A 17,804-nucleotide genomic window follows, 5' to 3' on the forward strand; every position below is an offset into this window, starting at 1 on the left:
TCACCCCTTCCGATCATGAACAGGCACAATCAAGGCATGTCGCACCGCCCGATATCCGCCCACGAACAGACCGGTTTCTCGGTCCGCGCGGCGGCCGAACGGCTCGGCATCCCGACCGCGACCCTGCGCAGCTGGAATCGCCGCTACGGTATCGGCCCCGCACAGGATCGCCCGGGCCGGCACCGGCTCTACACCGAAGGCGATATCGCGCTGCTGACGCGGATGGTCGATCTGATCCGCGCCGGATCCACGCCGGCCGGCGCGGCGGCGGCCGCCCGCGGTTCCGCCCTGTCGTTCGGTGACGCGGCCGCGCTCGTGTCGGCGGCCTTCGATCTCGATACCGACGTGGTCTGCGATCTGGTCGAGAAGCATCTGCGCATGTACGGGGTGATCGACACCTGGGATGGCTTGTGCCGCCCCGCCTTCGCGAAGATCGTCGGCCGCCAGCTCGCCGGCGAGGGCTGCGTGGACGTGGAGCATCTGCTGTCCTGGGGCATCGTCGCGGCCCTGCACCGGACCGTGCCGCCGGCCACCGCCCGCATGTCCGCGCCGCTGATCCTCGCCTGCACCGGCGGTGAAACCCATTCTCTGCCATTGGAAGTGCTGCGCGCGGCGCTCGCGGAACGAGAGGTGGGGGCGCGCATGCTCGGGCCGGATGTCCCGACCGCGGCCCTGGCCGACACGCTGGCCCGCGTCCCGGTTCCGGCCACGGTCGTGCTGTGGTCGCAGCAGGAGGCGACGGCCCTCACCTCCGCGATCCGGGCCTGCGCCGACGCTCAGGCGATGGTCTATGTCGGCGGTCCCGGCTGGGACACTCTCATCCTGCCCGAATCCGCCCGGCGGCTTGCCGATCTCACCGAAGCGGTCGAACTGCTCAGCGCGTCCGCGGCGCGGTAAGCGCATCGAGCGCCTCCTCCAGCGAGCGCAATCGCGAGACGTCGGCCTCGCCGCCGGCGTGTTCCCAGCCCGGCCCGGCGGCGAACACCGGCCCGGCCCCGGCGGTGGCCACCCGAAGCGATTCGAGCGACGCGGTGCCCGGCGATTGCGACCACAGCACGACAGCGGCCGGGCGGCGTCGCCGGGACAGAGCGCGCTCGAGTGCCTCCGGCGGAACCGACGCACCGAGCAGGAGCGCCGCGGTTCCACATTCGGCCAAGGCCGCGCGCAGGACTTCGAGCGGCAGCACATGCTGCTCTCCGGCGGTGCAGGCCAACATGATTCGGGGTTCCCCCGCCGCGTCCGCCACCGCCGGAACCGCACGATGCAGGCTCGTCGTGGACGCCCAGGACAGCAGGTGCTCGACCTCGATATAGCCTTCGCCGCGGCGCTGGCGATCGACGATCTCCGCGAAGGCGGGGCGGCACAACAGATTCCAGGTGTCGCCCACCCCGTGATGGGCCACGTGCGCCGACAGCAGCGTCAGCAACCGGGCGACATCCATGCGCTCCGCCGCAGCCAGCACCGGCCTGACATCGCCGCGGCGCGGGGCCGGTTCGGCGACGGCCCGCGCTGCCCGCGCGGCACTGCCGGGACTCGCGCCGGCCCGCACCAACTCGACCATGCGGGTGACCATCGCCAGGTCCGTCGAGGTGTAGGACCGGTGCTCCCCGGGCCGATGCCGCTGCGGGCCGATGCCGTAACGCCGATTCCAGCTGCGCAAGGTCGCCACGGGAACACCCACCCGCCGCGCGACCGCGCCCACGGTGAACTCGGCCACCGCGCCCGACTGCGTCCCGCCCGGCCCGGAAGTCACGTCCGCACCGCACCGTGCGCCGCGAGCCGGTGTCGCCGGCCACGACGCCACTCGTGGAGCGCGCCGGCCGCGCACAGCACTCCCCAACCGCCGGTCACTGCCAGCGTTTTCACCTGTTCGGGCCGTCCGCGCAGGGCATGGGCGAACACCAGGGTGTCGGCCGCGTCCGAAGCGACACGCACGACGATCGCGGTGCGCCGCGCGCGCGGATCGGAGGTCAGCAGCATCGCCAGGCCAGAGGCCAGGTCGCGCAGGGCGATCAGCCGCGCCGCGGCTCGCGGCTCCGATTCGAGACCGGTGCCCAAACCCGTGGGCCGCAACAGGATCTCGGGTCGCAGAGCGACGGCGAGACCGTAGGCGGCCGTCGCCGCGCCGAGGATCCGGGTGGGCGTGGTCGGATTCATCGTGCACCGCCGTCCCGCTCGCGCAGCACGAAGTGCACGACATCGAGATAGTCCGAGCGGAATCCGGCCTCGGAGTACGCCAGGTACAACCGCCACATCCGCTGGAAGACCTCGTCGAATCCCAGGTCGGCGACGTGGTCGGCGGCGGCGGTGAACCGTTCCAGCCACAGGCGCAGCGTGTGCTCGTAATGGTGGCCCAGGCTGCGGCGATGCGTGATCCCCAGGCCGGTGTGCGCCGAAAGAAGCTGAGCGAGCAGGGTTTCCGAGGGCAGGAACCCGCCCGGGAAGATGTACTCCTGGATCCAGGTGTGCGTTCGCCGGGCGGCCCGCAGGCGGTCGTGGGGCATGGTGATGACCTGAAGAGCGATGCGCCCGCCGGGCGAGAGCACCCGTTCGAGGGTGGCCAGGTAGCCGGGCAGGTAGTCGTATCCGACCGCCTCGATCATCTCCACCGAGACGACGGCGTCGTAGCGCCCGTCGACGCGACGGTAGTCCAGCAGCTCGATCGACACCCGGTCGGTCAGCCCGGCGGCCGCGACCCGCTGCCGGGCGTGACGCTGTTGCTCGGAGGACAGGGTGAGCGACCGGACCGTCGCGCCCCTGCGTGCCGCCCGCAGCGCCAATTCGCCCCAGCCGGTGCCGATTTCGAGCACCGTGCTGCCCGGCCCGACCCCGGCGTCGTCGAGCAGCCGATCGATTTTGCGATGCTGCGCCGCGGCGAGATCGTCCCAGGTCGGTGCCGGTTCCAGGCGTTCGAACAGCGCCGCCGAATAGGTCAGGGTCTCGTCGAGGAAGGCCGCGAAGAAGTCGTTGGACAGGTCGTAATGGTGCGCGGCGTTGCGGCGGGCACCCGCGGCGGTCGCCCTGGTGGCCCGCGGGTGTCGCGGGAGCAGCAGCGGCCGGAACACGTGCAGTGGCCTGGGCACCACTGCGCGGATGTCGGCGGCCAGCACCGTCAGCACCGCGGGCAGATCCGGGGCGCTCCACTCGCCGGCCATGTACGCCTCGCCGAACCCGATGAGACCGGAGACCGCGATCCGCCGGGCGAAGGCGTCGGGATCGTGAAGCACCAGGCGGGGCGCATCCGGGTCGTCGAGCGCGCCGCCCCAGCGTTCACCGCCGGGCAGTTCGATCCGCAGCGGAAGGCGTTGCACCGCACGCTCGAACAGGGCCAGGACGACCGGGCGGCCGAGTGCGGACCGCGGGCCGATCGGCACCGGCGGCGGTGCGATTCGGTGCGCACCGGAGACGGCGGGCGGCCGTGCGAACGAGGATCGGCTCATGTCAGGACCTCCCGGGAGGCAGCCGACGGGCGGGCAGTGATGGGCAGGCCCCGGCGCCACAGGCGTAGGCCTTGCCAGCGGATCAGGGCGGTCACCCGCAGCGTTTCGACCGGGTGCGCCGCCAGTACCCGGGCCACGGTGCGCCGGTTCGCGGGCAGCACTTGCCCGCTGACGGTCCCGGCGAAGACGGCGCGGCCGTCGGTTCCTTCCAGCGTGATCGCCACCCGGAGCCGATCCGTGGGTTCCGGAGCCCGCAGCCGGTACCGTCCGGCGGCGGGAGTGAACGGGGACACGTAGAACTCCTTGGCGACAATCGCTTCCGGCCGCGCGGGCGCCACGTAGCGGTGCCGCTCGCCGTAGGTGTTGTGGACCTCGGCGATCACCCAGCGCAGTGTGCCGTTCGCGTCGTGGCACCAGTAGACGGTGAGGGGATTGAAGACGTATCCGAGCACCCGGGCGTTGGCGAGCATGAGGATGCGTCCATCGCCCAGTTCGATTCCGGCCGCGGCCAGGTAGTCGATCACATTGGCGCGCAGGGTGGCAGCGGGGTCGCCGAGGTGGTCGCGGGCACGGAAGCTCGCCAAGCAGCGCCACGGCCACGACAGTGCGGGCAGTTCGTCCAGGTCGACCAGCCAGCTGTAACTGCGATAGGTGAAGGCGTGCCGCACCGGCGCCAGTCGTGTGTGGTGAATGACGGTGCGCACCAGTCTCGCTCGGGTCATGACGACTCCCGGATGGTGACAGCCGGGGTCGATGGGCTCCCGTGCCACCGGCCGCCGATCCGTTCGGCGGCGCGTACGCCGGACAGTGCGCCGTCCTCGTGGAATCCCCAGCCGTGGTAGGCCCCGGCGAACGCCACTGTGTGGTCCCCGATTTCGGCGAGCCGGCGGCGCGCGGTCATGGATTCGGGTGTGTACCGGGGGTGTTCGTAGTCCATGGTCGCGAGCACGGACTCGGGCGCCACCCGGCCGTCGTCGCCGAGGGTGACCAGGAACCGCCGATCGCCCGGTCCGTCGGGCAGGCGTTGCAACCGGGTCAGGTCGTAGCTGACCTGGACCCGCTCCGGGGTGGCCGTGCAGTGCGGCAGCCGGTAGTTCCACGAGGCGCGCGCGCCGGACCGCCGGGGCAGCACCGAATCATCGGTGTGCAGCAGCACTCGATTGGCCGTATAGGGCAGCCCTCCGAGGATGTGCGACTCGGCGATGGTCGGCGAATCCAGCAGGCGCAGCGCCTGTTCCGGGTGGGTGGCGATGACCGCGGCGTCGAAGAACTCCACCTCGTCGGCATCGTCACGCACTCCGACGGTGTGCGCGCCACGGTGCACCGAGCGGACCGGAACCCCGGCGCGCACCTGGTGCAGGCGGGCGGCCACGGCCCGCACATAGCTCGCCGAGCCGCCGGTGACGGTGCGCCAGGTGGGCGATCCGAACACGGTGAGCATGCCGTGATGATCGAGGAACGTGAACAGGTAGCGGGCCGGGTAGCGCAGGGCCAGCCGTGGCGGACACGACCAGACCGCCGCCACCAGCGGCACCATGAAATGCGCCGTGAAGTAGGGCGTGAAGGCGCAGTCGGTGAGGAACTCGCCGAGGGTGCGCGGTTCGTCGGCGCCGGTGGCCAATTCGGCTCGCGCCAGCCGGTGGAAGCGGGTGATCTCACCGAGCATGCGCAGATAGGGCGGGCGCAGCAGGACCGAGGGTTCCGGGATCAGTCCGCGCGGCCCCTTCGCTCCGGCGTACTCCAGGCCGCAGCCGTCGCAGCGCACCGACATCGACATGTCGGATTCCTGTGTGCGCACGCCCAGTTCATCGAACAACCGCAGCAGCGTCGGGTAGGTGCGGTCGTTGTGCACGATGAACCCCGAGTCCACGCCGAGGCGATCGCCGGAGCCGTCCGCACGCACGGGCACCCGATGGGTGTGGGCATGGCCGCCGAGCCGCGAATCCGCCTCGTACAGCACCACTTCGCAGTCGCGGGCCAGCACCCAGGCGGCGGTGAGGCCGGACACTCCGCTGCCGATCACCGCGACGCGGCGACGGGCCGCCCCGGTCAGCGCGCGCACAACGGCTCGATTCCGTCGAAGCCGCCGGTCACCGGTGAGGTCAGGAACAGGCAGGGATCCATGCCCGCCGCGTCGATGCCCGCGCGGATGTCGCTCCACTGCCCGGCGTCGGGCGCGGGCGTACGGGAGAGCACGAAACCGGCTGTGCGGCCGGGGTTCACGACGACCGACCAGCGGTAGTCGGGATCCAGCGCGGTGACGATGTAGTTGGTCGCCGGATCGGACTCCCCCCGGAAGCTCACCCCCAGTTGCGCGTTGGTGGCCGGATCGGTGATGCGCGCGGTGCCGGTGATCTCGTCACGGGTGCCGAGCCAGGTGGTGCAGGAGTTCCGCACGGTCAGTCCGTCCGGTGTGGGGGTGTACTCGGCCCGGGTGTCGCGTGCGCAGGCGAGATTGAACGGCTGTGGGATCGCCGCGAGCTGCAGCCAGGTTCCGGTATACCGGGACACCTCCAGCATCGGCACCGGCGGCGGAGGGGCGGCGGCCGCCCGGGCGGCGAGCGGCCAGCAGGCGGGCAGGACCGCGGCGGCGGCCGCGGCGCGCAGCCATCGGCGGCCGCGCAATGGACTGGTGTGCATGGTTCCTCCGCCGGTTGGGCGTGCGCCGGTCGGTTGTTCCCGGCTCCTGGTTGTCGATGCTAGCATTCAATCGATGCAAAAACGATGCATCAGTTGAATCTATGCCCGGCATCGAGCGACGCGAGCGAAAGGCGAGACAGCATGAGCGCACAGCACGGCCTCGACGACCTCCTGGATCGCACGGTCGTACTCGGTTACGGCCGCCTCGGTCACCGGCTCCGGCGCGGGTCGTGGCCGTCGATCCCCACTGATGCGCTGCGCGGCCGCACCGCCCTGGTCACCGGCGCGAACTCCGGGATCGGCAAGGCCATCGCGACCGGGCTGGCGGAAGTCGGCGCGGCGGTCACCCTGGTCGTGCGCGACCGCGAGCGCGGCGTCGCCGCGGCGGCGGAGATCACCGCGGCCGTGCCCGGCGCGGCGGTCGGGGTCACATGCTGCGATGTCTCCGACCTGGCCGCCGTCCGCGATGTCGCCGCCGACCTGGCCCGGCAGGTCGATCGCGTCGACGTGCTGGTCCACAACGCCGGAGTGCTGCCGCCGCGGCGAACCGAGAACCCACAGGGCCACGAGCTCTGCCTGGCGACCCACGTGCTCGGCCCCTTGCTGATGACCGAGGCGCTCGCACCACTGCTGACCCGCTCGGCGGCGGCGCGGGTGATCCTGGTGTCCTCCGGCGGCATGTACACCCAGGCCCTGCACCCCGGCGACATCGAGTACCGGGCGACGCCCTATCGCGGCGCGACGGCTTACGCGCGCTCCAAGCGCATCCAGGTGGCCCTCACCCCGATACTCGCCGATCGATATGCGCCGCAGGGAATTTCCGTGCACTGCATGCACCCGGGCTGGGTGGACACCCCCGGCATCTCGGCGGCACTGCCCCGCTTCCGCCGACTGGCCGGACCGCTCCTGCGCACACCCGAGCAAGGCGCGGACACCGCGGTCTGGCTGGCGGCCACCGACGTCCCGTCCGGGCGCTTCTGGCACGATCGCCGCGCCCGGCCGGAGCACTACCGGGCCGGGACCCGCACGTCGGCCGCCGACCGGGAACGGGTGTGGCAGTACTGCGCCGCCGCGGCGGGCTTGCCCGCCAGGTGACTCAACCGGCTTATCGATGCATAAACAGTGCATCGGTATCCGCAGCGGCAAAGCGCTGGACCGAGGCTCGCCAGTGCCATGGCCGCGACCGCCCCGCGATGAACAACGCCACGACAGGTGCAAAGGATCAGCGATGAGCCAATCCCGCTACCGTGCAAGGGAATTCATATAGCCGCCGACCTGCCACGACCGTCCGACAGCCCCGCGACCTCGACCCCGCCCGGCGACCGGGCTGCGGTCAGAGTCCAGTTGTCAGGACCACACGGAACCGGGCCTTCCCGCTGAGAGCGTGGCGATATGCGGCGGGCGCATCGTCGAGCGGCCGCTCCTCGATCATGGCCCGGATGCCGGTGACGGCGGCGAAGTCGAGGGTGCGCTCGATGTCGCGGGCGGTGCCTGCCGGGTGCCCGCGCACGGCCCGGGACTGAAAGATCAGTTGGAAGGGGCTGACCGGGATCGGCGTCGGAACCGCACCGATGACGATCAGTTCACCGTCCGTGGACAGGCCGTCGATGGTGGCGGCCATCGCCTCGGAGCTCGCGGCGGTGGCTTGAACGACGCGGGCGCCGCCGAGACGACGGAGTTCGGCGGCGACATCCTGGGCTGTGGAGTCGATGTAGTGCCGGGCCCCGAGTTTCGTAGCGAGCGGTTCCTTGTCCTCTCCCCGTGCGATCGCGACGGTATCGAAACCCATCTTCGCGGCGAACTGGACACCGAGGTGCCCGAGCCCGCCGATGCCGAGGATCGCGACCAGATCGCCGGGGCGCGCCTGGCTCCGGCGCAGCGAGTTGTAGGTGGTCACTCCCGCGCAGGCCATCGGTCCGGCGTCGACCGCGGTGAACTCGTCGGGAATGCGGGCGATCGCGCTGGCCGGCACGACCACGGCGTCAGCATAACCCCCCGGATACTGCCAGCCCGGCACCTGGAGGTTCTCGCAATGCATGAAGTCCCCGTCACGACAGTGGTCGCAGTACAGGCACGCACCGCCGAACCAGCCGACGGCCACCCGGTCGCCGGGACGCCGGGACGCCAGCGCGGTACACCCTCGCCGACCGCGTCGATACGACCCGCGATCTCATGGCCGGGCGTCAGCGGGAACGTCACACCCGGCAACGCATTGGTGACGAACGCGTTGTCCGAGTGGCAGATACCGCAGGCTTCGACGGTGACCCGCACCTGTCCCGGCCCCGGATCGGGTATGTCGCGAGTGGTCAGGAACAGTTCGCCGTCCGGATGGTCCACCTGGACGGATCGGATGCTGGGCATCGGAAGAACTCCCTCCGGCTGTGAGCGGGCCTGAAACGCAGTCCTGTCCGTCACGGTCCTCCATCGGACCGCCGGGGCACCTTCGAGGGTAGTGCCCCCAGCCCTTCCTGTGCATGGATAACCGACGGTCCCCGACCGCGCCCAAGGCCCGACCAGGGTTCGGCACTGGTCGGCGGTCATGGGCGAGGCGGCTTCCCGGGCGTGCTGCAGGGTTCCACCAGCTCCGCTCTGGTGCACATCGCGCCCCCCGATCCTCGTCGTCCGGCCCGGCAGCGCCGGTGCCCGCTGAATCGACGATCCCTGGCCCGCGCGGCGCGGGCCACGGGCCAGGGGTGATCACTGGCGCGAAGCATGACCGGATTGCCGGACCGTGGTTATGCCGCGGGAGGTTCCCGCAGGCGGAGACGAGGAGCGATTGTCATGGATCTACCTGACGATGTGATCGGCGAAACGGTGGTGTCGAGCGCTGGCGGCGGATCGACGCCATCTCGGTGCATCAGCGCGTCGGTGGGGTGCCCTGGGCGCTCGAGGGCGTCGACGGAATCATCGACGATTCGACCGTCGAGATCCGGCTGCCCGAGCAGCGCACCTGGCTCCGACCGGCGCTCACGCCCGGCACTCGACTGTCGTTCAGCCCCGACCGCGTGGCGATCGAATCCGACGAACCCGAACCCCGCACGGTCGAGGAACTGACCACGCCGCGCAACTCGTTCGCCGGGCACGTGCTGGAAACCCCTTGGTCTACCTTGCAATTGGCCTACTTCTCGGGCTACGCGATGTGGACCTACCTGTCCGAGCCGTACTCGCTCACCCTGCCCGGCGTCTACAGCAACTGAGCACCTGGCACGAGGACGGCCGGACCTGGCGGCGTTTGGCTGTCCAGTACCCGGACGCCATCGCCACCCACAGCGCGCACCAGGTGCTCTGCATCGATGCCGACGGCCTGATCCGCAGGCGCGACTACTCCGTCGAGATCTCGGCGAATTCGCCTGCCGCCCATTACTCGAGCGACTTCCTGACGGTCGATGGCATCGTGCTACCTACCAAGCGTGTCGTCTACGGCCGTGACGTGACCGGGCACCGCGTCGAAGAGCCGGTGCTGGTCTCGATCGACCTCGACAACGTCAAAGTCAGCTGACCCTCACGGCCGTGGCCGCGGCGCGGTGGTCGCGGCCACGGCTTGGGGCGAGTGCGTCGGGTCGTCAGGAGGCACCCAGGGCCGCGCCGGACGGTGGGGTGGGAGGTGCCAATGGTGCTGCCGGGCAGTGTGTTCAGCGATTCGGAGGAAGTCGGCGACGGCTGCATTGTGCGGTTCGTCGCGCCAGGCGATACACCACGGGTAGTACGGTTGCAGCTCCGCGGGATGGTGAATCGGTATTCCAGACTCCGCGTATCGTGCTGCGTAACTTTCGAATTCGAGGACATAGCCCGACTCGGTGGCACGGTGCATGGCGGCCAGGCAATGCCCGAAGGTACCGGGGTTACCCAGCCATCGCATCGACATCCCGCTGGCGCGTTCGAGGGTCGTGAGATAGTCGCCGTGCGCGTTGTACAGCCCGGACGCGGGCGTGTCGGCGAAGACCTCCACCGGGCGTTCGAACAGGGATACCGAGGCCTTCGGCGGATCGCCCGGGCGGCCGACCAGCAACATCGGTTCGAGACGCAGGCGATGAAATTGCCAGCCGGTCGGATTCAGCGCGACCATCTCGGCCGTGACACGCAATATCGCGACATCGAGCCGGTTGTTCAGCAATGCGTCCAATTGCCGCCGGCTGTCCAGCGAGCGCTCGACGAGCCGGACATCGGGATAGGCGGCAGCGAAGGCGTCTGCGACGATCCGGCTGGTCTGCAGCTCGAAGATGTGGGCGATGCGCACCGTCGCGGACTCGACGGGGTGTTCGCCGATGCGGGCGGCCAGGGCGATCAACTCCCGAGCATCGGAGAGGACCCGGTGTCCGTGCGCAGTCAGTGTCACATGGCGACTGTCACGTTCCAGCAGTCGCACGCCGAGCTGATCCTCGAGCTTGCGAATCTGCTTCGACAGCGCCGGCTGGCTGATGTAGACCTTGGCTGCGGCGCGCCCGAAGTGCAGCTCGTCGGCGACGGCGACGAAGTAGCGCAGTCGGCGTATGTCCAGGTCCACAATTCGCCCTCACTCTTCGATCCCCGCGGCCTCGAACGCATCCTCGCCTGCAAGTATGCCGTCTCGGTTATCGATCTGGGCTGGATATGACTTGGACATCCGCGGGGACGCGATGGTGGACTCGGCAGGGGCCGTGGGCGCCGGGCGATGCGCCGTCGAACCCGCTGGCGCCGCCGCAGGTTCGCGCAGAGAGGGATCGACATGCCGCAGTCCGCTACCCCGGTGGTGTTCATTCACGGCTTGTGGCTGCATGCCACCAGTTGGGGCCCGTGGGTCGAACACTTCCGCGCCGCTGGATACGCTCCGATCGCTCCGGGCTGGCCGGGTGAGCCCGACACGGTCGCGTCCGCGCGCGAGCATCCGGAAGCGGTCGCGAACATTGGAATCGACGATGCCACAGCGCATTTCGCCGAGATAATCGACACCCTGCCTGCCGCACCGATCATTGTCGGCCATTCCTTCGGCGGCCTCATCACCGAGAAGCTCCTGGGCGAGGGGCGCGGCGTCGCCGGAGTCGCGATCGATCCGGCGCAGATCAAGGGAGTCCTGCCGCTGCCCCTCGCGCAGCTGCGCGCCGGCCTGCCGGCATTGGGAAACCCGACCAACTTGCACAAGGCGGTCTCCTTGACCGAGAAGGAATTCCGATTCGGATTCGGGAATGCGGTGTCCGAGCAGGAATCCGACGAGCTGTTCGAACGGTGGACCATTCCCTCACCGGCCCGCCCGCTGTTCCAGGCCGCCGCCGCCAACTTCGTGCTGCACTCGCAGGCGAAGGTGAACACCGGCAACGCGGATCGAGGTCCGCTGCTGCTCATCTCGGGTCTCGAGGACCACACGGTGCCCGATGTAGTCACTCGATCGACATTGAAGCAGTACCGCGACTCCACCGCGGTGACCGAGTTGAAGCAGTTCGAGGGCCGTGGCCATTCACTGACGGTGGACAGCGGCTGGAAGGACGTCGCCGACGCCGTGCTCGCCTGGCTGGCCGACCAGGGCCTGTAGTAACCGACCGGACGAAGGAGCGCCTGCCATGGATCTCGGACTGACCGACGTGCTCGCGGTGGTCACCGGCGCGAGCCGGGGTATCGGTCTGGCCATCACCCGGACCCTCGTCGAGGAAGGCGCGATCGTGGTCGCCGCCGCCCGCCACACCGGTGACGAGCTGCGCGCACTCGCCGACGGCGGCCGGGTACATCCGGTCGAGGTCGATCTGTCCACCCCGGAGGGCGCGATCGATGTGGCTGCCGCCGCCGAGAAGCTCGGTGACACAAGAATTCTGGTCAACAATGTCGGCAAGGTCACGCCCCGCCTGACCGGGTTCCTCGACGTCACCGACGACGACTGGCTGGGCACCCTCACTCTGGATCTGCTGGCCGCGATCCGAACCACCCGCGCCGTGCTGCCCGCCATGCTCGGTGCGGGCCAGGGCAGCATCGTCATGATCAGTTCGGTCAATGCCACGCTCGCCGATCCGGCGGTGATCGATTACAGCGCCGCGAAAGCCGCTCTCACCAATACCGCGAAGTCGCTGTCGAAACAGCTCGGCCCCCACGGCATCCGGGTCAACACCATCAGCCCCGGCCCCGTCGCCACCGACCTGTGGCTGGGAGACACCGGTGTCGCCCATGCGATCGCCCACGCCACCGGCGGCGACGCCGACGACGTCGCACGGTCCGCGGCAGCGGCATCCGTCACCGGCCGCTTCACCCGCCCCGACGAAATCGCCGACCTCGCGGTCTTTCTCGCCAGCGAGCGCGCCGCGAACATCACCGGCTCGGACTTCGTGATCGACGGCGGACTGCTCACGACCACCTGAGCGTCCGTGCTCGAGGTACGGCCGCTGTCCGAGCGTCGAGTGGCCTTGCCGCGCGGGGTCGGCGGAGTCTACGGTCGAGGAACCCGGGTCGCAGGGAGTCAGCCGTGGCGTCGACAGTGCAGCGACGTGGTCCGATCGGCTTTCTGACCGATCGGTTCACCATCACCAGGCAGGAATGGCTCCGCCTGGCCGGGATCGTCGCGGTGGTCGTCGGGTTGCATGTGATCGGCTGGGGCACGCTGATCGGGATCGTGGCCCCGCGACATTTCAGCGTCGGCGACCGGACGCTCGGGGTCGGGGTCGGGCTGACCGCCTACGTGCTGGGGCTGCGGCATGCCTTCGACGCCGACCATATCGCCGCCATCGACAACACCACCCGAAAGCTCATGCACGACGGGCAGCGGCCGCTGTCGGCCGGGCTGTACTTCTCGCTCGGGCATTCCACCGTGGTGTTCGGGCTGGCCCTGCTGCTGTCGGTGGGCGTGAAAGCGGTGGCCGGGCCGGTGGCCGACGATTCCTCGGTGCTGCACCGCTACTCCGGCGTGGTCGGCGCCGCGGTGGTGGGCGGCTTCCTCTATCTCATCGCGCTCATCAATCTCGTTGTGCTGATCGGGATTCTGCGGGCGGTGCGCGGGTTGCGTTCGGGCCGCTTCGACGAGGCCGAGCTGGAGGACCGGCTCGCCGGGCGCGGGTTCGTGACCCGGCTGCTGGGCCCGGTGATGAAGTCGATCTCCCGGCCGTGGCAGCTGTTCCCGATCGGGCTGCTGTTCGGCCTGGGCTTCGACACCGCCACCGAGGTCGCGCTGCTGGTGCTGGCCGGGACCAGCGCGGCGGCCGGGCTGCCCTGGTACGCCATCCTGTGCCTGCCGGTGCTGTTCGCGGCCGGAATGAGCCTGCTCGACACCCTCGACGGCACCTTCATGAACTTCGCCTACGGGTGGGCCTTCGCGCAGCCGCTGCGCAAGGTCTACTACAACCTCACCGTGACGGCGCTGTCGGTGGCGGTCGCCCTGATCGTGGGCACGGTCGAACTGCTGAGCCTGCGTGGCGCGGGTTCCGACCCCGGTGGCATCGATTCGACACTGCTCGGCTGCCTGGTCGTCGGTGTTTTCGTCGGTGTCTGGGTGATCGCCCTGGCCGGGTGGCGCTTCGGCCGCATCGAGCAGCGGTGGGCCGGTGCGCCCCGGGTGGAGACAACCGCCCGCGCACCCGAGGCCGGGGAGTAGCGTGGGTCTTCTCCGATCGTCGAATCGAGGCCCGTGTGCACGAGATGGCGATAACCTGCAGCCTGGTCGAGGCGGTGTGTGAACACGCCGCCGGTCGGCGGGTGCACAGTGTGACCGTCGAGGTCGGGGCGCTGTGCGCGGTGATCCCCGCCGCGATGGAGTTCTGTTTCGAGATCGCCACGGAGGGAACCGTGGCCGAGGGCGCGCGGCTCGAGATCGCCGTGATTCCGGGCAGTGCGTCGTGCCGATCCTGCGGTGACCGATTCCAGGTCGCCGATCCGATCCTGTTGTGTCCCTGCGGCAGCGCCGACGTGGAAATCACCGCGGGGCGCGAGCTGCGTATCCGGTCCTTGGAGGTGAGCCGGGAATGTGCGCCACCTGCGGCTGCGGTGATGACGGATCAGCCGTGATCACCGTTGTCCCCCACCACCATTCACCCGAGCACGATCATCCGCACCGGCACGACGGCGGCGCGGGCGACCATGTGCACGGGCACGGTCCCGGCGAGCACGTGCACCTCGCGCCGACCGAGACGATCACCCTCGAACAGAAGGTGCTGGCGAAGAACGACGCACTGGCCCGCACGGTCCGGCGCCGGCTGGCCGAGCAGGCCATCCTGGCGATCAACCTGACCAGCTCCCCGGGCTCGGGCAAGACGACCCTGCTCGAGCGCACGCTGCGCGACCTCGCCGACACCTCGATCGCGGTGATCGAGGGCGATCAGGAGACCATGCTCGACGGCGAGCGCATCCGCGCGACCGGGCGGCCGGTGGTCCAGGTCAATACCGGCGCCGGATGCCACTTGGACGCCGCCATGATGGACAGCGCGCTCACGGCGCTGTCCCCCGCCCCCGGCACACTGCTGTTCATCGAGAATGTCGGGAATCTGGTCTGCCCCGCGCTTTTCGACCTGGGCGAGCACGCGAAGGTCGTGGTCATCTCGGTGACCGAGGGCACCGACAAACCGTTGAAATATCCGCACATGTTCGCGGCCGCCTCCCTGGTGCTGGTCAACAAAATTGACCTGCTGCCCTACGTGGATTTCGATGTGGAGCGGTGCCGCGAGTACGCGAATTCCATCAATCCCGGGATCGGCGTGCTGACGGTGTCGGCGACCACGGGAATGGGCCTGGCGAACTGGTACGAATGGCTGTTCGAACAGACGTCCGCCCTGCTCAGCGATCTTGAGGAAGGTCTGCGCCGAGAATAGACTGGCGTGATCAGGGTCACATTTCGACGCGATTCCGAGCTGTATGGGAACCACGCAGGTGGCCACCAGCTTCTGAAGGGCGGCATTCATGCCAACTGGCGAAGCAGTCAAAGCCGAAGAGACGCTGATCCATGTGCTGTGGATCAACGCAGGCCTCAGTTGTGACGGTGACTCGGTGGCGTTGACTGCCGCCACCCAACCCAGTGTCGAGGAGATCGCTCTCGGATCCCTTCCGGGGCTGCCGAAGGTCGCCGTCCACTGGCCGTTGATCGATTTCGAATGTGGCCCCGCCGGGGGCGCCGATGACTTCCTGGAATGGTTCTTCAAGGCCGACCGCGGTGAACTCGAGCCGTTCGTGCTGGTCGTGGAGGGCTCCATTCCGAACGAGCAGCTGCACACCGAAGGCTATTGGTGCGGGTTCGGCAACAACCCCGACACCGGTCAGCCGATGACCACCAGCGAATGGCTGGATCGCTTGGCGCCCAAGGCAACCGCGGTGGTGGCGGTGGGCACCTGCGCCACCTACGGCGGCATCCACGCCATGGCGGGCAATCCGACCGGGGCCATGGGTGTCCCGGACTATCTGGGCTGGGACTGGCAGAGCAAGGCGGGAATCCCGATCGTGTGCGTGCCGGGCTGCCCGATCCAACCGGACAATCTCTCCGAGACCCTGACCTATCTGCTGTACATGGCGACCGGCCAGGCGCCGATGATTCCGCTCGACGAAGCGCTGCGTCCGAAATGGCTTTTCGGCGCGACCGTGCACGAGGGTTGCGACCGGGCGGGCTATTACGAGCAGGGCGATTTCGCGCACGAATACGGTTCGCCGAAGTGTATCGTCAAACTCGGCTGCTGGGGTCCGGTCGTGAAATGCAATGTGCCCAAGCGTGGTTGGCTCAACGGCGTGGGCGGGTGCCCGAATGTCGGCGGTATCTGCATCGGCTGCACCATGCCCGGATTCCCGGACAAATTCATGCCGTTCATGGACGAACCGCCGGGCGGAAAGCTGTCCTCCGCCGCCTCCGGACTGTACGGATCGGTGATCCGCAGCCTGCGTCACATCACGGCGCGCACCGTGGACAAGGAGCCGCATTGGCGGCATCGGGGTACCGAGCTCGAGACGGGTGCGCGACGCACCTGGTAGGAGAATTCCGATGACACAGATCATTCCGGAACCCTCACATCGCCTCATCGAGCCCGATTCGCTCGTGGAAATGGCGTGGGATCCGATCACCCGCATCGTCGGCAGTCTGGGCATTTACACCAAAATCGATTTCGCGAATCGCGAAGTCGTCGAATGTCACAGCACGTCGTCGATCTTCCGCGGCTACTCCATCTTCATGCGCGGCAAGGATCCGCGTGACGCGCACTTCATCACCAGCCGCATCTGCGGCATCTGCGGGGACAATCACGCCACCTGCTCGTGCTACTGCCAGAACATGGCGTACGGCGTGAAGCCACCGAACCTCGGCGAATGGATCGTCAATCTCGGCGAGGCCGCCGAATACATGTTCGACCACAATATCTTCCAGGAGAATCTGGTCGGCGTGGACTTCTGCGAGAAGATGGTCTCCGAGACCAATCCCGGCGTGCTCACGCTGGCGGAGAAGACCGCCGCGCCGCACGCGGACGCGCACGGCTATCGCACGATCGCCGACATCATGCGCGCGCTCAATCCCTTCACCGGCGATTTCTATCGCGAGGCGCTGCAGGTCAGCCGCTACACGCGAGAGATGTTCTGCCTCATGGAGGGCCGCCACGTCCACCCGTCGACGCTGTACCCCGGCGGCGTGGGCACCGTGGCCACGATCCAGCTGATGACCGACTACATGTCACGGCTGATGCGGTACGTGGAGTTCATGAAGAAAGTCGTGCCCATGCACGACGACCTGTTCGACTTCTTCTACGAGGCCCTGCCCGGCTACGACAAGGTCGGACTGCGGCGCACGCTGCTCGGCTGCTGGGGCTCCTTCCAGGACCCCGAGTTCTGCAACTTCTCCTACCGTGACATGGAGGACTGGGGTCGGCACATGTTCGTCTCACCGGGCGTGGTCGTGGACGGCAAGCTCCTCACCACCTCGCTGGTCGACATCAACCTCGGCCTCCGAATCCTGCTGGGCAGTTCGTATTACGAGGACTGGACCGATCAGGAGATGTTCGTGGCCCAGGATCCGCTGGGCAATCCGGTGGACCGGCGGCACCCGTGGAACCAGCACACCAACCCTCAACCGCAGAAACGCGATCTGGAGGACAAGTACAGCTGGGTGATGTCGCCGCGCTGGTTCGACGGCACCGACCATCTGGCCCTCGATACCGGCGGCGGACCGCTGGCCCGGCTGTGGGCCACCGCGCTGGCCGGGCTGGTCGACATCGGCTATGTGAAGTCCACCGGCCACAGCGTGCAGATCAACCTGCCCAAGACCGCCCTACGCGGGCCGGTCGAATTCGAGTGGAAGATACCGGCTTTCGGCTCGAACACCATCGAGCGGAACCGGGCTCGCACTTATTTCCAGGCCTACGCCGCTGCCTGTGCCCTGCATTTCGCGGAGCAGGCGCTCGTCGAGATCCGGGCGGGCCGGACCAAGACCTGGGAGGCGTTCGAGGTCCCCGACGAAGGCATCGGATGCGGATTCACCGAAGCGGTCCGCGGGGTGCTGTCGCATCACATGGTGATCCGCGACGGCAAGATCGCCAACTATCACCCGTACCCGCCGACGCCCTGGAACGCGAGCCCGCGCGACAGCTTCGGCACGCCGGGTCCCTACGAGGACGCGGTGCAGGGTCAGCCGATCTTCGAGGAGAACGACCGGGAGCACTTCAAGGGGATCGACATCATGCGCACCGTGCGCAGTTTCGATCCGTGTCTGCCGTGTGGCGTGCACATGTACCTGGGCGGTGGCAAGTCGCTGGACCTGCTGCACTCCCCCACCCAGACGCCCGTCACCCAGTGACGAGGACACCGACCGTG

The 17,804-nt window shown here is 68.8% G+C and carries 18 protein-coding genes and 2 pseudogenes; 11 read left to right on the forward strand and 9 right to left on the reverse strand.

Annotation, left to right across the window (positions count from 1 at the left end):
• The first annotated feature begins 36 nt into the window (after nt 1-36).
• Nucleotides 37-897, forward strand: a complete 861-nt coding sequence (locus ACFYTS_RS12185; protein ID WP_387303394.1) for a MerR family transcriptional regulator — start codon at nt 37-39, stop codon at nt 895-897.
• Here ACFYTS_RS12185 and ACFYTS_RS12190 read toward each other — a convergent pair.
• From ACFYTS_RS12190 to ACFYTS_RS12215, 6 genes are read right to left on the reverse strand one after another with little or no spacing between them, the layout of a single operon-like run.
• Entirely contained in the window at nt 875-1,753 is an 879-nt protein-coding gene (locus tag ACFYTS_RS12190) for a MerR family transcriptional regulator (RefSeq protein WP_387303396.1), read from the reverse strand. The genes ACFYTS_RS12185 and ACFYTS_RS12190 overlap by 23 nt on opposite strands.
• Complete coding sequence (locus tag ACFYTS_RS12195; RefSeq protein ID WP_387303399.1) at nt 1,750-2,157, reverse strand: hypothetical protein; 408 nt, start codon at nt 2,155-2,157, stop codon at nt 1,750-1,752. Before ACFYTS_RS12195 ends, ACFYTS_RS12190 begins: the two co-directional genes overlap by 4 nt.
• Complete coding sequence (locus ACFYTS_RS12200; protein WP_387303401.1) at nt 2,154-3,440, reverse strand: class I SAM-dependent methyltransferase; 1,287 nt, start codon at nt 3,438-3,440, stop codon at nt 2,154-2,156. Before ACFYTS_RS12200 ends, ACFYTS_RS12195 begins: the two co-directional genes overlap by 4 nt.
• A complete protein-coding gene (locus ACFYTS_RS12205) occupies nt 3,437-4,162 on the reverse strand; it encodes a DUF1365 domain-containing protein (RefSeq protein ID WP_387303404.1) in 726 nt (241 codons plus the stop codon). Before ACFYTS_RS12205 ends, ACFYTS_RS12200 begins: the two co-directional genes overlap by 4 nt.
• Complete coding sequence (locus tag ACFYTS_RS12210; RefSeq protein ID WP_387303407.1) at nt 4,159-5,502, reverse strand: NAD(P)/FAD-dependent oxidoreductase; 1,344 nt, start codon at nt 5,500-5,502, stop codon at nt 4,159-4,161. Before ACFYTS_RS12210 ends, ACFYTS_RS12205 begins: the two co-directional genes overlap by 4 nt.
• Entirely contained in the window at nt 5,490-6,080 is a 591-nt protein-coding gene (locus ACFYTS_RS12215) for a lipocalin family protein (protein ID WP_357276030.1), read from the reverse strand. Before ACFYTS_RS12215 ends, ACFYTS_RS12210 begins: the two co-directional genes overlap by 13 nt.
• Nucleotides 6,081-6,221: 141 nt before the next feature.
• Between ACFYTS_RS12215 and ACFYTS_RS12220 the strand changes: the two genes are divergently transcribed.
• Complete coding sequence (locus ACFYTS_RS12220) at nt 6,222-7,175, forward strand: SDR family NAD(P)-dependent oxidoreductase (protein ID WP_387303410.1); 954 nt, start codon at nt 6,222-6,224, stop codon at nt 7,173-7,175.
• A gap of 238 nt (nt 7,176-7,413) precedes the next feature.
• Here the strand turns inward: ACFYTS_RS12220 and ACFYTS_RS12225 are convergent.
• Nucleotides 7,414-8,441, reverse strand: a pseudogene (locus tag ACFYTS_RS12225) (alcohol dehydrogenase catalytic domain-containing protein).
• Between the two features lie 491 nt (nt 8,442-8,932).
• On the opposite strand from ACFYTS_RS12225, the gene ACFYTS_RS12230 reads away from it, so the two are divergent.
• Together ACFYTS_RS12230 and ACFYTS_RS12235 are read left to right on the forward strand one after the other, a co-directional pair.
• Nucleotides 8,933-9,277, forward strand: coding sequence for a hypothetical protein (locus ACFYTS_RS12230; protein WP_387303413.1), 345 nt, complete (start codon nt 8,933-8,935; stop codon nt 9,275-9,277).
• A 35-nt stretch (nt 9,278-9,312) separates the two neighbouring features.
• Nucleotides 9,313-9,579: a hypothetical protein gene (locus ACFYTS_RS12235; RefSeq protein WP_387303415.1), complete on the forward strand. Its 267-nt coding sequence runs from the start codon at nt 9,313-9,315 to the stop codon at nt 9,577-9,579.
• Nucleotides 9,580-9,582: 3 nt separating this feature from the next.
• On the opposite strand, the gene ACFYTS_RS12240 is transcribed toward ACFYTS_RS12235, so the two are convergent.
• Together ACFYTS_RS12240 and ACFYTS_RS12245 are read right to left on the reverse strand one after the other, a co-directional pair.
• Nucleotides 9,583-10,317, reverse strand: a complete 735-nt coding sequence (locus ACFYTS_RS12240) for a LysR substrate-binding domain-containing protein (protein WP_387303817.1) — start codon at nt 10,315-10,317, stop codon at nt 9,583-9,585.
• 135 nt (nt 10,318-10,452) lie between these two features.
• Nucleotides 10,453-10,584, reverse strand: a pseudogene (locus ACFYTS_RS12245) (LysR family transcriptional regulator); the annotation flags it as partial.
• Nucleotides 10,585-10,785: 201 nt separating this feature from the next.
• Here ACFYTS_RS12245 and ACFYTS_RS12250 point away from each other — a divergent pair.
• The 7 genes from ACFYTS_RS12250 (at nt 10,786) to ACFYTS_RS12280 (ending at nt 17,787) form a co-directional block, all read left to right on the forward strand.
• Complete coding sequence (locus ACFYTS_RS12250; RefSeq protein WP_387303418.1) at nt 10,786-11,586, forward strand: alpha/beta hydrolase; 801 nt, start codon at nt 10,786-10,788, stop codon at nt 11,584-11,586.
• Nucleotides 11,587-11,614: 28 nt separating this feature from the next.
• Nucleotides 11,615-12,400 (forward strand): SDR family NAD(P)-dependent oxidoreductase, encoded by a 786-nt coding sequence (locus ACFYTS_RS12255; RefSeq protein WP_387303421.1) that lies wholly within the window; start codon nt 11,615-11,617, stop codon nt 12,398-12,400.
• A 104-nt stretch (nt 12,401-12,504) separates the two neighbouring features.
• Nucleotides 12,505-13,626, forward strand: coding sequence for a HoxN/HupN/NixA family nickel/cobalt transporter (locus ACFYTS_RS12260; RefSeq protein WP_387303423.1), 1,122 nt, complete (start codon nt 12,505-12,507; stop codon nt 13,624-13,626).
• A 35-nt stretch (nt 13,627-13,661) separates the two neighbouring features.
• Complete coding sequence (gene hypA / locus ACFYTS_RS12265; protein WP_387303425.1) at nt 13,662-14,036, forward strand: hydrogenase maturation nickel metallochaperone HypA; 375 nt, start codon at nt 13,662-13,664, stop codon at nt 14,034-14,036.
• The gene (gene hypB, locus ACFYTS_RS12270) at nt 13,994-14,836 is read left to right on the forward strand and encodes a hydrogenase nickel incorporation protein HypB (RefSeq protein ID WP_387303427.1); all 843 of its coding nucleotides are present in this window, start codon (nt 13,994-13,996) and stop codon (nt 14,834-14,836) included. The genes hypA and hypB overlap by 43 nt, the downstream gene beginning before the upstream one ends.
• 88 nt (nt 14,837-14,924) lie before the next feature.
• Nucleotides 14,925-15,980: a hydrogenase expression protein HypE gene (locus ACFYTS_RS12275; RefSeq protein WP_357276013.1), complete on the forward strand. Its 1,056-nt coding sequence runs from the start codon at nt 14,925-14,927 to the stop codon at nt 15,978-15,980.
• 10 nt (nt 15,981-15,990) lie between these two features.
• The gene (locus ACFYTS_RS12280) at nt 15,991-17,787 is read left to right on the forward strand and encodes a nickel-dependent hydrogenase large subunit (RefSeq protein WP_387303430.1); all 1,797 of its coding nucleotides are present in this window, start codon (nt 15,991-15,993) and stop codon (nt 17,785-17,787) included.
• Nucleotides 17,788-17,804 lie beyond the last annotated feature (17 nt).

Origin of the sequence: Nocardia sp. NPDC004151, assembly GCF_042874235.1 — a bacterium.
Classification (GTDB): Bacteria; Actinomycetota; Actinomycetes; order Mycobacteriales; family Mycobacteriaceae; genus Nocardia.